The 12453-nt window shown below is 50.9% G+C and carries 14 protein-coding genes; 6 read left to right on the top strand and 8 right to left on the bottom strand.

Features of this window, described 5'->3' with window-relative positions:
• The first annotated feature begins 92 nt into the window (after positions 1 to 92).
• The gene (locus ACFOET_RS07830) at positions 93 to 716 is read left to right on the top strand and encodes a DUF4294 domain-containing protein (RefSeq protein ID WP_379021284.1); all 624 of its coding nucleotides are present in this window, start codon (positions 93 to 95) and stop codon (positions 714 to 716) included.
• Between the two features lie 56 nt (positions 717 to 772).
• A complete protein-coding gene (gene bshB1, locus ACFOET_RS07825; protein WP_379021282.1) occupies positions 773 to 1507 on the top strand; it encodes a bacillithiol biosynthesis deacetylase BshB1 in 735 nt (244 codons plus the stop codon).
• A 9-nt stretch (positions 1508 to 1516) separates the two neighbouring features.
• Here the strand turns inward: bshB1 and ACFOET_RS07820 are convergent, their stop codons facing one another.
• The 3 genes from ACFOET_RS07820 to ACFOET_RS07810 form a co-directional block, all read right to left on the bottom strand.
• The gene (locus tag ACFOET_RS07820) at positions 1517 to 1843 is read right to left on the bottom strand and encodes a HesB/IscA family protein (protein ID WP_379021280.1); all 327 of its coding nucleotides are present in this window, start codon (positions 1841 to 1843) and stop codon (positions 1517 to 1519) included.
• Between the two features lie 93 nt (positions 1844 to 1936).
• On the bottom strand, positions 1937 to 2947 hold the full coding sequence (locus ACFOET_RS07815) for a cytochrome d ubiquinol oxidase subunit II (protein ID WP_379021278.1): 1011 nt from the start codon (positions 2945 to 2947) through the stop codon (positions 1937 to 1939).
• An 8-nt stretch (positions 2948 to 2955) separates the two neighbouring features.
• On the bottom strand, positions 2956 to 4287 hold the full coding sequence (locus ACFOET_RS07810; RefSeq protein WP_379021276.1) for a cytochrome ubiquinol oxidase subunit I: 1332 nt from the start codon (positions 4285 to 4287) through the stop codon (positions 2956 to 2958).
• A gap of 144 nt (positions 4288 to 4431) precedes the next feature.
• On the opposite strand from ACFOET_RS07810, the gene ACFOET_RS07805 reads away from it, so the two are divergent.
• The gene (locus ACFOET_RS07805; RefSeq protein ID WP_379021274.1) at positions 4432 to 5775 is read left to right on the top strand and encodes an ATP-binding protein; all 1344 of its coding nucleotides are present in this window, start codon (positions 4432 to 4434) and stop codon (positions 5773 to 5775) included.
• Between the two features lie 20 nt (positions 5776 to 5795).
• Complete coding sequence (locus ACFOET_RS07800; protein WP_379021272.1) at positions 5796 to 6650, top strand: aminotransferase class IV; 855 nt, start codon at positions 5796 to 5798, stop codon at positions 6648 to 6650.
• Positions 6651 to 6660: 10 nt separating this feature from the next.
• Here ACFOET_RS07800 and ACFOET_RS07795 read toward each other — a convergent pair whose 3' ends face one another.
• From ACFOET_RS07795 to ACFOET_RS07775, 5 genes are read right to left on the bottom strand one after another with little or no spacing between them, the layout of a single operon-like run.
• Positions 6661 to 7815, bottom strand: a complete 1155-nt coding sequence (locus tag ACFOET_RS07795) for a DmpA family aminopeptidase (protein WP_379021270.1) — start codon at positions 7813 to 7815, stop codon at positions 6661 to 6663.
• Positions 7797 to 8411 carry a thioredoxin family protein gene (locus ACFOET_RS07790; protein ID WP_379021268.1) on the bottom strand — a complete coding sequence of 205 codons (615 nt, stop codon included), beginning with the start codon at positions 8409 to 8411 and terminating at the stop codon, positions 7797 to 7799. The genes ACFOET_RS07795 and ACFOET_RS07790 overlap by 19 nt, the downstream gene beginning before the upstream one ends.
• A 12-nt stretch (positions 8412 to 8423) precedes the next feature.
• Positions 8424 to 8912: a TlpA disulfide reductase family protein gene (locus ACFOET_RS07785; RefSeq protein ID WP_379021266.1), complete on the bottom strand. Its 489-nt coding sequence runs from the start codon at positions 8910 to 8912 to the stop codon at positions 8424 to 8426.
• A 57-nt stretch (positions 8913 to 8969) separates the two neighbouring features.
• A complete protein-coding gene (locus tag ACFOET_RS07780; RefSeq protein WP_379021264.1) occupies positions 8970 to 9587 on the bottom strand; it encodes a C40 family peptidase in 618 nt (205 codons plus the stop codon).
• Positions 9584 to 10603 carry an isoaspartyl peptidase/L-asparaginase family protein gene (locus tag ACFOET_RS07775; protein WP_379021262.1) on the bottom strand — a complete coding sequence of 340 codons (1020 nt, stop codon included), beginning with the start codon at positions 10601 to 10603 and terminating at the stop codon, positions 9584 to 9586. The genes ACFOET_RS07780 and ACFOET_RS07775 overlap by 4 nt, the downstream gene beginning before the upstream one ends.
• A gap of 116 nt (positions 10604 to 10719) precedes the next feature.
• Between ACFOET_RS07775 and yihA the strand changes: the two genes are divergently transcribed.
• Both yihA and ACFOET_RS07765 read left to right on the top strand, forming a co-directional pair.
• Positions 10720 to 11340, top strand: coding sequence for a ribosome biogenesis GTP-binding protein YihA/YsxC (gene yihA, locus ACFOET_RS07770; protein ID WP_379021260.1), 621 nt, complete (start codon positions 10720 to 10722; stop codon positions 11338 to 11340).
• Between the two features lie 8 nt (positions 11341 to 11348).
• Positions 11349 to 12197, top strand: coding sequence for a UbiA-like polyprenyltransferase (locus tag ACFOET_RS07765; protein WP_379021366.1), 849 nt, complete (start codon positions 11349 to 11351; stop codon positions 12195 to 12197).
• Positions 12198 to 12453 lie beyond the last annotated feature (256 nt).

Here is a 12453-nt window from a genome sequence, read left to right as displayed (position 1 = left end):
CTTATCTTTGTGTCTGGATAACGATAGTTAGACGTGTTGTTTGTCACTTCGTTTAATCCATAAATATACGGATAATAAATGAGATTATCGTGATGGGCGTGTTGAGATCGCTTCTTTTTTGGGGCGCTGTGATGTTTGCTTTTGATGCCGTAGCGCAGGATTCGCTTTCCCAGCAATCCCGCAAGGACCCGCCGCAGCGCCAAACGATGCCAACTGCGATCGTAAATGGTGAGCGCATACCGTGGATGCTTATCCCCGAAGTGGAGGTATCTCGCAAGCGTGTTTTCAAAAATCCCGAAGATAAAGCCCGTTACCTCCGCCTCCGCTACAACGTGATCAAGGTGCTTCCCTATGCAAAATACGCGCAGGACAGGTATCAGCAGCTTTATCGCGATCTGGCGCTGACCGGAAACAAACGCGAGCAGAAGCGGCTTGTAAAAGCCTGCGAAAAGGAAATCAAGGACATGTTCAACCAGGAAGTCAAAAACCTGACCATCTCGCAGGGGGAGATATTGATCAAACTGATCGACCGCCAAACCGGAAACTCCAGCTATGAAGTAGTAAAGGAGCTAAGGGGCGGCGTTACGGCTTTTTTCTATCAGTCTATCGCAAAGGTTTTCGGGCACAACCTTAAAAACACATATAACCCCGAAGAGGAGTTTGAGATCGAAAACATCATCCGCAGTTTGGAACGCCCTACCTATCGATATTTCTGACCAAAATCCGGGTGTATTGCCTATCTTTGCGTCCTGAATCGGACAAGCAAATTGATATGGATACGCAAAATAAACTAGATATATTGGTCATAACGGTACATCCAGACGATGCTGAGCTGGGCTGTGGCGGCACCATTATCAAACACGTGGGGATGGGGCGAAAGGTCGGCGTGGTTGATTTGACCCGTGGTGAGTTGGGCACGCGTGGTACCCCGGAAACCCGGGATGCCGAAGCCCGCAGTGCGGCCCAATTGCTGGGTGTGTCGATAAGGGAAAATTTGGGCATGCGTGACGGCTTTTTCCGCAACGATGAGGCTCATCAGCTTGAAGTGATACGTACCATCCGTAAGTACAGTCCCGAGATCGTCATTACCAATGCGGTACACGATCGCCATCCGGACCACGGGCGGGCCGGCGCGTTGGTTAATGACGCGGTGTTTCTGGCCGGACTGCGTAAAATTGAAACCAGCGAAGCAGAAAGCCCCCAGCAGCCACATCGGCCGCGGCTGTTGCTTCAATTGATCCAGGACCATTATATCAAGCCCGATATCGTCGTTGACATAAGTGATCAATGGGAAAGTAAGATCAATGCGATCAAAGCCTTTCAATCGCAGTTTCATAGTGATAACTATGATAAGGACGAACCGGAGACTTACATTTCCAAGCCGGATTTTCTGGAATATATTGAAGCACGGGCGCGGGAATACGGCAAATACATCGGCGCAAAGTATGCAGAGGGGTACACCTGCCGGAGGTTGCTCGGCGTGGACGACTTATTTGTGCTGAAATAGTGCTGTAGCTTAAACAGCGAAACTCTCACCACACGCACAGGTGCGCGAAGCGTTGGGGTTGTGAAATTCAAACCCTTTCCCGTTCAGGCCGTCGGAGTAATCCAGTTCCGTACCTGCCAGGTAAAGGTAGGACTTGATGTCTAAGCAGATTTTGACACCATTGTCTTCGAAAAACTGGTCTCCTTGCTTCTGTTCGTGGTCAAAATCGAGCTTGTAGCTCAGCCCTGAGCAACCACCGCTTTCAACGGCCACCCGAACGAAATAAGTGTCGTCATAATTTTCCTCGCGCATGATGCCAAGGATACGTTGCTTAGCTTTTTCTGTCACCGTCACCATATTGCTTTTTGACTATAAATATTCAACTTGCACTTACAAATATCGGTAATAAAGACACATCATCAAACAGCCAAGCGTTTGCTGGGTGTCATTTTATGGATAGGGAGACCGCCGGCTGAACACACGCATGAGGTGAAACAGAAAAGGCAGAATAAAAACGCTGCCAAGTAGCAATGCCCAAGCCAGGGCAGTGATGGTTTCTGAATTTCCGGCATGCTCAATCAACGACAGGCCGCCGCCATCCTTGAAAAGTACCAACTCGGGGTAGTGTTGGTAGGTCGCGGCCAATAAGATCATGGTAACCTGGAAGCCGGCTAATATGCGGGCGGCAATGGCTCTCCGCTTCCGGTAAGCGACGAAGGTCAGCCCAAGGGAAACCGTTGCCAAGAGTATCGCTACCTGCCCGATGATATCTCCGAATATCCATGCAATTAAGGGGATACCCGATGACGCGGCTGAGAGGAAAACCAGTGCACCTGCGCCGACGACAAGATAAATCAACCGCTTTGCACTGCGTATCAGTAGTGTCCTGTCGTTTTCATCTTCGACGGCACCGATGGCATAGGTCGCTGCAAGGTATCCGCAGATACAGGTGGTAAAGAGACCGATCGATACCCCGAACCAGCTCAGCCAGCTTTTGATATAGGCAGCTATGAAATCATTGGCATTGAGATCGATCGTACGGGCGACGGTGGCCGCGGCAATGACGCCCAAGAAAAAAGGCGTGATAACGCTTGACCAGGTATAGATGAGCGTATAAACGCGCTGCCACTCGTCGGTTACTGCATCATAGCTGCGGAAAACAAACGCCGTGCCGCGCGCCATAATGCCAAGAAGCATGGCCACTAATGGGATGTGTGTATAGACAGACATTGTGGTGTATATCCGCGGAAAACCTACAAACAGAATGACGATAGCGATGATCAGCCACATGTGGTTGGCTTCCCAGATCGGGCCGATTGCGTGCGACATAATGGTCCGTATGCGCAGCTTATGCTTCCGGTTTGCGATCAACTCAACGATACCTGCACCGAAATCAGCGCCGCCAAGCAGGAGGTATAAACAGATAGAAGCCCAGAGGAATATGATGACAACGTATAGCATGGCCGTAATTAGTTCGATTTGTACTCGGGATCGGTTGTGTCATAGAGCTTTCCCACCATTTTCATTTGGCGGTAAAGCAAAAAGACAACAATCGCAGACAACGATAAAAACACCGCGGTAAACAAATAGAATGAATATACAATGCCTGGCATCGGCGTAACGGCGTCTGCCGTGCGCATTACCTCATAGATGATCCATGGCTGCCGGCCCACTTCCGTAACGACCCATCCGGCTTCAACAGCAATGTAACCCATCGGCGTTGCGATTACAAACAACCGGAGCAGCCACTTGCTGCCTAGCCAGCTCTTCCATTTGAAGAGTGCTGAGAAGTAAATCAAAGCCAGTGCCACCAGTAGCATGCCCAGTGTGATCATGAGCTGAAATGCATAGTGGGTAATGGCCACCGGCGGCCAGTTTTCCTTGGGTATGTCATTTAACCCCGTAACGGGCTTGTCCGAATCGCCATGCGCAAGGAAACTGAGTAATCCAGGTATCTTAATCCCATACCTTACCGATGCGGTTTCTTCATCGGGTATGCCGCCGATGAGAAAAGGTGCGTTTGCCGCTGTTTCAAAATGGGCCTCCATGGCCGCCAGTTTCGCCGGCTGCCGTTTGGCCACATCCTTGGCTGAGATGTCGCCACTGATCGGCTGCAGGAGCGCTGCGATGCAGGCACATAGGGCCGAAATACGGAAAGCCGTAGCATGAAACGTTATGTTTTTGCCCTTGAGAATCATAAATGCATGGACACCAGACACGGCAAATCCGGTGGCCACGAATGCGGCCAGGGTCATGTGCAAAGCCTGAGAAAACCACGCGTCATTGAACATGGCTTTGATCGGATCGATATTGCGGTACTCCCCATCGATGAAGTCAAAACCCGCAGGGCTATTCATCCAAGCATTGGCCGCGACCACCAAAATTCCAGACGCTAATCCGCTCAGCCCGACGATGAGTCCGGTAACCCAATGGAACCAAGGCTTCAGCCGGTCCCAGCCATAGAGGAAAAACCCCAGCGCAATAGCTTCAATGAAAAAAGCCGTGCCCTCCAATGAAAACGGCATGCCGAATATCGGGCCAGCATGTTGCATAAAGGTGGGCCATAGCAGCCCCAGTTCGAAGGAAAGCATGGTGCCTGAAACCGCACCGGTGGCAAACAGAATGGCCACGCCCTTACTCCACGCCTTGGTGAGTCCTTTATAAATCGGTTTGCCCGTCTTCAGGTATATGAAGTGCGATATAGCCATGAAAAAAGGCATAACCATACCAACGCACGCAAATATAATATGAAACCCGAGGGATACAGCCATTTGGGAGCGGGCCGCCATAAGATCATCCATAACGAAGCAATTATGTTTTTAACCGCTTAAAGTTACCTATTTGGGCGATATACGCCTATGCAGCGATACGGTTATTCGCTGAGTTGAATAATTTGTAACCGATCTAAATAATTGCCTTATCAATTTGTTTACGTACTTTTGTGCATGACCTTCGTAAATTATGACAAAATCAAAGCCGTCGTAAAGCGATACCTGAACTTTTTCATTGGGACTCGTGCCGCATTAACGTTTGAAAACAGGCTGTTCAATTCGATTTGCTTGATTGCCATTTTCATTATGGTATTTAATATCCCATTCAACTATTTTTCCGGTCTGCAAATCACGTCGCTGATTTTTGCGATGTTAACGGCGGTTTTGGGGTACATCTATTATTTAGCACGCTTCCGGCAGCGGACGACCGTAGGGTTAATTGTGACATCGTTGCTGGTGATCATACTGTTTGCCGTCAACTACTTCTACAGTGCCGGGATACGCGGGGCCTCACTGCTTTCGTTTATGCTGGCGTTTGTGCTTATCATCATTGTCTCACCCAAAAAGCTGTATGCGTTATGGGTGTCACTCATTCTGCTCGTAGTATATGGCTTGTTATTGGCTGAGTATCGATATCCCGAGTTAGTGCGTGTTTCTTATGCGGATGAAAAAGCACTGTTCGTAGATATTGCATTCACTTACGGAACGGGTGTCATCCTCTGTTTTTTTAGCTTGTTTTACCTCAAAGAGGCCTATAACAGGGAAAAGCGGTCATCCGACCAAAAGGCAATCGAGTTGGAACGGCTGAACGACGAAAAGCTAAAGCTTTTTTCCATTATTTCGCATGATCTGCAGTCTCCCCTGTCATCGTTGCACAGCTATATCCGCCTGGTCTCCAGTGATCGGTTTACGCCGGATGAACGTAAGCAAGTGGAGCAAGGATTGGCGAATGCGCTCCATGGCACACAGGAATTGTTGTCCAATATGTTGGCATGGTCCCAGAGCCAGTTGCGTGGCATCCAGGCGAAGCTGACGCGAAACAACATCAAACAGTTGCTAATGCCTGTTATCGATGTTCAGCGCGTCTATGCTGATCAGAAAAACATCATCCTGGAAGCCGACATAGACAGCTCGTTATGGGCGCTGGTAGACCGGGACATGTTGCAGTTGATTGTACGCAACTTGATCAACAATGCCATTAAGTTTACGACGGCCGGCGGCCGTATCGTTGTTTCAGGAAAAAAAATTGGCACGGTCTGTCAAATTAGCGTTGAGGATAACGGCATTGGAATACCACCCGAAAAACAGGGCGAGTTATTCTCGTTGAAAGTCCAATCGACTTACGGTACGGGTAACGAACGGGGAATAGGGTTGGGGCTATTTCTGTGCCGGGAATACACGCAAGTGCAGAACGGAACGATATCGTTCACCAGTGAGCCTAATATAGGGACCCGTTTCGACATTTCGTTGCAAACGGCTGAATCGGTGCAGGAATTGGAAGTTGCCCGGTTCGCGTAAAAATATCAACGCGTTCCATAATGAACAAAACGTATCCGAAAGAAGTATTTTTTAATGGAGAATGGTTGCCAAGCCAGGCTGCCGCAGTGTCTGTCTTTGATAGGGGATTCATGCTGGGCGACGGTATCTACGAGGTTATTCCTGTCTACGGGCGCCAGCCATTTACAATGGAAGCGCATCTCGGCCGCCTACGTGAGGGGCTCCATGCTGTCGGTATACACTACACCGCGAATGGACTATTGGACCGAGTGAAAGAGGCTGTTGAGCGGGCTGAGTGTGCAGATGGCCTGGTGTACATCCAAGTAACCCGCGGAGTTGCGCCGCGTACACACTATTTTCCCGAAGGCGTAGAACCCACGGTGTTGTTGTATGCATACCCGTTTAATTTTGAAGGGTTTGAAAAGAAACTGGTGGATGTCGTGCTTTCACCCGACCTGAGGTGGCACCGCTGCGACATCAAATCCATATCCTTAATGGCGAACGTGTTGGCAAACAATGCGGCCCGCCAGGCCGGTGTCGTAGAAAATGTGTTTGAACGGGAGGGGTGGATAACTGAGGGTTCGCATACCTCTGTTTTTTTAGTGCATAACGGTACGATATATACCCACCCCAAAGGCCAACATATCCTCCCGGGGATTACCCGCGACATCGTCATTTCAATCGCACGGGAAACCGGCATACCCGTGCGGGAGGAAGCCTTTGCGGTGGCTGACCTGCCACGTGTCGAGGAGGCTTTCCTGACCGGTACAACCATGCAGGTGACTGCCATAGGCGGCATATGGATCAACGGCCGGAAATCCGTGGTCAGCACCGATCGAGGTCCGGTTACGCGGCGCATACAGGAAGCGTTTATCAAGCAGACCAACTCCCTATGACCCGGGTAAGCTATTTTGGATCGGTCGCAGCCTGTAACCACGGCAGCACACGATCAAGCGGAAGTGATTCAACCTTCCTGTTGCCTTTTCCTGCCATCGCCTCGGCCGCAAACAGGGAGTTGATGATGGCTTCTTCTGTGGCCTCGATGGCTGCCATGAAAACCGGAGACATTTGGTCGTTGGTGAGCAGTTCCACCTGATGGGTAGGCGTTTGGGATTGGTGAGCTGTCCGGAGCTGGGTTGCCGTGGAGAAGGCGATCACATAATCACCGCTTCCGTTGGACGCAATTCCCCCGGTCTTGGCTAAGCCCATAAATGCGCGCTTGGCAAGGCGCTCCAGGTTCCTGCTGTCCAGGGGGGCGTCTGTTGCGACAATAATCATGCATGAACCATCTGCATTGTTGAGCAATTGATCGCTGAAGGCGTATTCCTTCAGCCGCTGCCCCACAGGTACGCCGTTGATCTGTAAGACCCCGCCGAAGTTGCTCTGCACCAACACGCCCACCGTATAACCGCCCAATGGTGCCGGCAGCTTACGTGACGCGGTACCGATGCCACCCTTGAAACCGAAGCATACCGTACCCGTGCCAGCGCCAACATTCCCTTCCTCGAGCATACCGCCTTTTGCATGTTGTATGGCGGCGATCACATCCGACTTCGTGATGTGGCGTCCACGTATGTCATTCAGGTATCCGTCGTTGGTTTCCCCGACCACCGCATTGACAGACTGGACATGCTCATTGCCCGGCTGCGCCAGCACGTGGTCGATTAAGGCATCCATCGCGACAGGCACGCTGAGTGTGTTGGTCAGGATTATAGGGGTTTCAATATTACCCAGTTCTTGGATTTGGGTGCTGCCGGTCAGTTTGCCGAAGCCGTTTCCGGCAAATACCGCGGCCGGGACTTTTTCCTGAAATATGTTTCCTCCATGGGGTAAGATCGCGGTGACACCTGTTCTTACCGAGTCACCGATCTGTAACGTGGTATGCCCGACACTTACTCCCGCCACATCGGTAATGGCGTTGGCGGCACCTACAGGCAGCACGCCTATGCGGATACCCAGATCCCTGGGTCGGTTGCTTTGTCCATGGGTAGTGGATGCCGCCGTGCATAGCAGCGTCAACACCATGGGTAGGAACCACCTGATCACTCGCCCTGCTTCCATTTGATGGTGCAGCCAACGGCTTTGGTCGTAGCAGGATCCGGCTTACGGCCCGCTTCCAGCGCTGCTATCGCATCGGCTACAAACTTGGTGTCTGGGTTTCCGCTCCTGCTGTCATTATCTATCGCGCCGATATACTGGAGCACATTGCCCTTATCTGTTTTTTGTAGTAGGAAGGTATGCGGTGTGTGGGTGGCCGCAAACCGCTTCGTTACGATATGGTCAGGGTCAAGCAGGTACGGAAAGGTAAAGCCTTTGTCTTTCGCCCGCTGCTGCATCTGCTCGTATGATTCGCGGGGTTCCACTCCAGCATCGTTCGGATTGATGGCAATGACCGGATAACCTTGTGGGCGGTATTGCCGATCGAGCGCGATGATCCGGTCTTCGTAAGCAACAGCAACGGGGCAGGTATTGCAGGTGAATATCAAAATGAATCCTTTTGCATCGGAATAATCTGCTAATGAAACGTAATCGCCGTTTACATTTTTCAGGCGGAAGTCCTCCACCACATCACCGATTTGGTATCCTTTGTCGGATACAGGGGCATTGGCTGACAGCAGTATTGCCAACCCTACCCATAATACATTAGTCGCTTTCATGGTTTAACTTTTTTATTGTACAATTGAAAGATAATTTTGCTCGAGTTGCTCAAAATTGAATTCCTGCGCTTTGAATATCCGGATACCCTTGTCCGTATTGACGAAAAGCGTCGCGGGGATGGCTCCAGACCATTCTTCGCTGATTTTCGGGATAAAATACTGTTCGTTTTTTTCGTTGAGCAAAAGCACTTCTGCTTTCAGTGCTTTACGTTCAACGAATTTGATCACCGCGCCGAGATCTTGCTTGGCATCTAAACTAACAAAAAGTACACGCAATGGTTTGGCGGCGTATTTTTGCTGTAATTCCTCAAAATGAGGCATTTCAGCGACACATGGTGCGCACCAGGTAGCCCAGAGGTTGACGATGAATGTGGTGTCGCCGCCGCCTGCCAATCGATCTTCGAGCTGATCTAACGTGATCAGTCGTACCGAGTCCTGCGCCCCAGCGACATTTGCCGAGCATACGGCAACCGCGACTGCCAGTATCCACACTGCTTTCATATCAGTAAAGTTAACGAAATATATGCCTTGAAAACCGGTAAGTAACGTAATATTTACTTACTGGACGCTCCCTGCCCGTTTGAAGTACTTGTAATACCAAGAATCGTGCAGGTCGCTGATAATAACCCCTTTGCTGGTTGATACATGGACAAATTTATTGTTATGCAGGTAGATGCCTACATGGTCGATTTGCCCGCGGCCAAACGAGAAGAAAATGAGGTCGCCTTCGTGTAGTTGCCGTTCATATTTGCGCTTGATGCGGTCGGCCATTTCCCTTGACACCCTTGGCAGCGATTTTCCATAGACATCGCGCATGACCATGCCGACGAATGCCGAGCAATCCAGCCCTCTCCGGTCTGTTCCTCCCGAACGGTGCGGGACACCCATCCAGTCGTCGATGTATGCATACAGCGCCGGATTCTGGAGCTTGGCCCTGGGCACACCCAGCACTTGAGCATAGCCGTCAAGCAAAGTGCCACCTGCCACACGTACGTTTTTGGGTGACGAGGTCGCGTCGGTGTAAATGGTGCCTTTTGGCGCCTTTTTGTACGTCGGGGGTTTAGGAGATCTTTCCGGAGGCAGTGCATTCCGACGGGTGAGGCACCCACTGAGCAGCATCACAGCTAATGGCAGCCAACAGAGTAGGCCCGCCCTTGAATAGGTTATCCGGCTCATTTGTATATGGCAACTTCGATTTCGCCTGACTCGGTCACGGCACCGCGGTACATGCCGGCGGTATTGAACGGCATGGCAATATTTCCCTCGTTATCTAATGCGATCATCCCGCCATCACCGCCCATTTCTCCGATTTTGTCTATCACTTTTGATGCAGCCTCAGCGACTGATAGCTTACTGTACGCCATTTGGGCGGCCACGTCATATGCTGCGATGCCACGGATAAAAAACTCACCCCAGCCTGTGCAGGAGACGGCAACGCGTTCATTGGCATACGTGCCCGCGCCGATAATGGGCGCATCTCCCACGCGTCCGTATCGCTTGTTTGTCATCCCACCGGTAGACGTGCCGGCGGCTAGATTGCCTGTTTGGTCGAGGGCAACAGCTCCCACGGTACCGTATTTATAATCGCGATCGCTTCCGGTGCTGCCGGAAAACCCGCCATCGTGATCGAGTTCCACCTTCAGCGAATCCTGTTTCAGTACGCGTTGCAACGCCTTCCAACGATCTTCGGTACGGAAATAACCCGGGGCTACAATTTCAAGCCCCATGGCGTGCGCAAATGTCTCTGCACCATTCCCGGTCAACATCACATGTCCTGACTGCTCCATCACCGCCCGGGCCGCTCTGATGGGGTTCCGGATGGTTGTTACACCCGCAACTGCACCGGCCGACCGATTGGGGCCCCACATGATCGAGGCATCAAGCTCATTCTTGCCGTCATGAGTGAAGACGGCACCTTTGCCCGCGTTGAACAGCGGACTGTCTTCCATCACCACGATGGCCGCTTCGACAGCGTCTAAGCTGCTCTTGCCGGCGTGGAGCGCAGCGTACCCTGCCTTAAGGGCGTTGGTAAGCGCGTCCTTAAAGGCCTGTTCCTGGCCGGAAGTCATGCGCTGCGGCAGGATCGTGCCGGCCCCGCCGTGAATGACCATGACGTAGCGTGTCTGGGCTGACACGGTGGCGAACAGGAGTAGGAGAAACAGACAAAAAGACAACCTGCGAAGTACGTTCATCGTTAATGGATTTTGTTGGCGCCAAAATACAGATTTTTATGTTTCAATGAAACCACGTATCGGTCCATTATCCTGAATGGTGGTCTACTATGTAGAAGATTGTTTACCTTTGCGTCATGGTCATCAAATCGGCGATATTCATAACCAGCAACACCCGGGTGGACAAATTGCCTTCTGCCAATCTTCCGGAGTACGCCTTCATCGGCCGGTCCAACGTGGGCAAATCTTCGCTGATCAATGCTCTTACCGGAAACCGCCATTTAGCCAAAACCTCGCAGACGCCAGGAAAAACGCAGCTGATCAATCATTTTCTGATCAACGATACCTGGTATCTCGTTGACTTGCCCGGGTACGGATTTGCCAAAACGTCCAAAAGTAACCGCGCCGCCTGGGAAAAATTTATCCGCAAATACCTATTGACGCGCGAAAACCTGCAATGTGTGTTCGTGCTGATTGACAGTCGCCTTGAACCGCAGCGGATCGACCTGGACTTCTGTCGCTGGCTGGGAGAAAAAGGGATTCCGTTTATGCTGGTATTTACCAAGGCGGACAAGCAGTCGCAGCTCAAATCGAAAGCCAACATCGATAAATTCCGGAGTGCCTTGCTGCAATGGTTTGAAGAAACACCCCCGCATTTCCTTACCTCTGCTGAAACCCAACTGGGCTGTGAGCAGGTGTTGGCGACGATTGACGAAATCAACAGCAACTTTCAGCAACCGGAATTGACAGATCGGTAAAACCCATGATGAAGAAATATTTTTCACTTGTATTGTTCGCCCATAGCGTTTTTGCTTTGCCGTTTGCCATCATCGGCTTCTTTCTTGCCGTAAACACCACGACGCATGGATTTGATTGGCTTAAGCTTGGCCTTATGCTGGCTTGTATGGTGTTTGCCCGCAATGCGGCCATGGCGTTCAACCGTTACCTCGACCGCGATATCGATGCGGCTAATCCACGGACCGCCCTGCGCGATATTCCGGCCGGGCGGGTAAGTCCGAAGCAGGCGTTGGTGTTTACGATCGTAAACTGTGTGCTTTTTATCACGGCTACCTGGTTTATCAACGCAATTTGTTTCTATCTCGCTCCCGTTGCCCTTGCCGTGGTGCTGGGATACAGCTATATGAAAAGGTTTACGCCGCTATGCCATTTGGTGCTGGGGCTGGGACTTGGCTTGGCCCCAATTGGAGCCTACTTGGTGGTCACCGGTACATTTGATGCCGTGCCCATTTTCTATTCGCTCGCTGTATTGTGTTGGGTGAGTGGTTTTGACATCATCTATGCATTGCAGGATGAAGCGTTTGACCGCGAACACAACCTCAGTTCCATACCGGCTTGGCTGGGGGGGCAGCGGGCGCTGAAGGTATCAGAGGCCCTCCACGTCCTCTCCGCCGTCTTCGTTGTGTTGCCCATGTTCTTTATTCCGCTGGGGTTGTATTATATCGCAGGTGTGGCTTTTTACTGTGCCTTGCTGATCTACCAGCACCGGATCGTCAGCCCCTCGGATTTGAGTAGGGTAGACCGTGCTTTTATGACGACAAACGGTGTTGCCTCCGTGGTGTTCGCCTGCTTTTTTTTGTTAGACATGTTTTTTTAACACCGAGTATGGTGCCGGAAGACATGGTTTCCGAAGCCTGACTTTAGGCTCCGGACTTTTAGACTTTTACAAAAAACGTTTTGCCATTCCCTGAATAAATCCCTTTATTTGCAGAAATCTGAAATCAATGGCGAACCTGCATGAGTTGCTATCCGCAAAAAATATCATTAACTCATACAAGCTTCATCGCCGTTGAAAAGCAAATGATATAGATGAAACTTGCATAAATTGCCACACACAACAGGATGAAATCTGG

The organism is Parapedobacter deserti (assembly GCF_042646065.1).
Lineage (GTDB): Bacteria > Bacteroidota > Bacteroidia > Sphingobacteriales > Sphingobacteriaceae > Parapedobacter > Parapedobacter deserti.
Note: the sequence above shows the minus strand (reverse complement) of the source record. Positions and strands in the feature narration are given on the sequence as shown.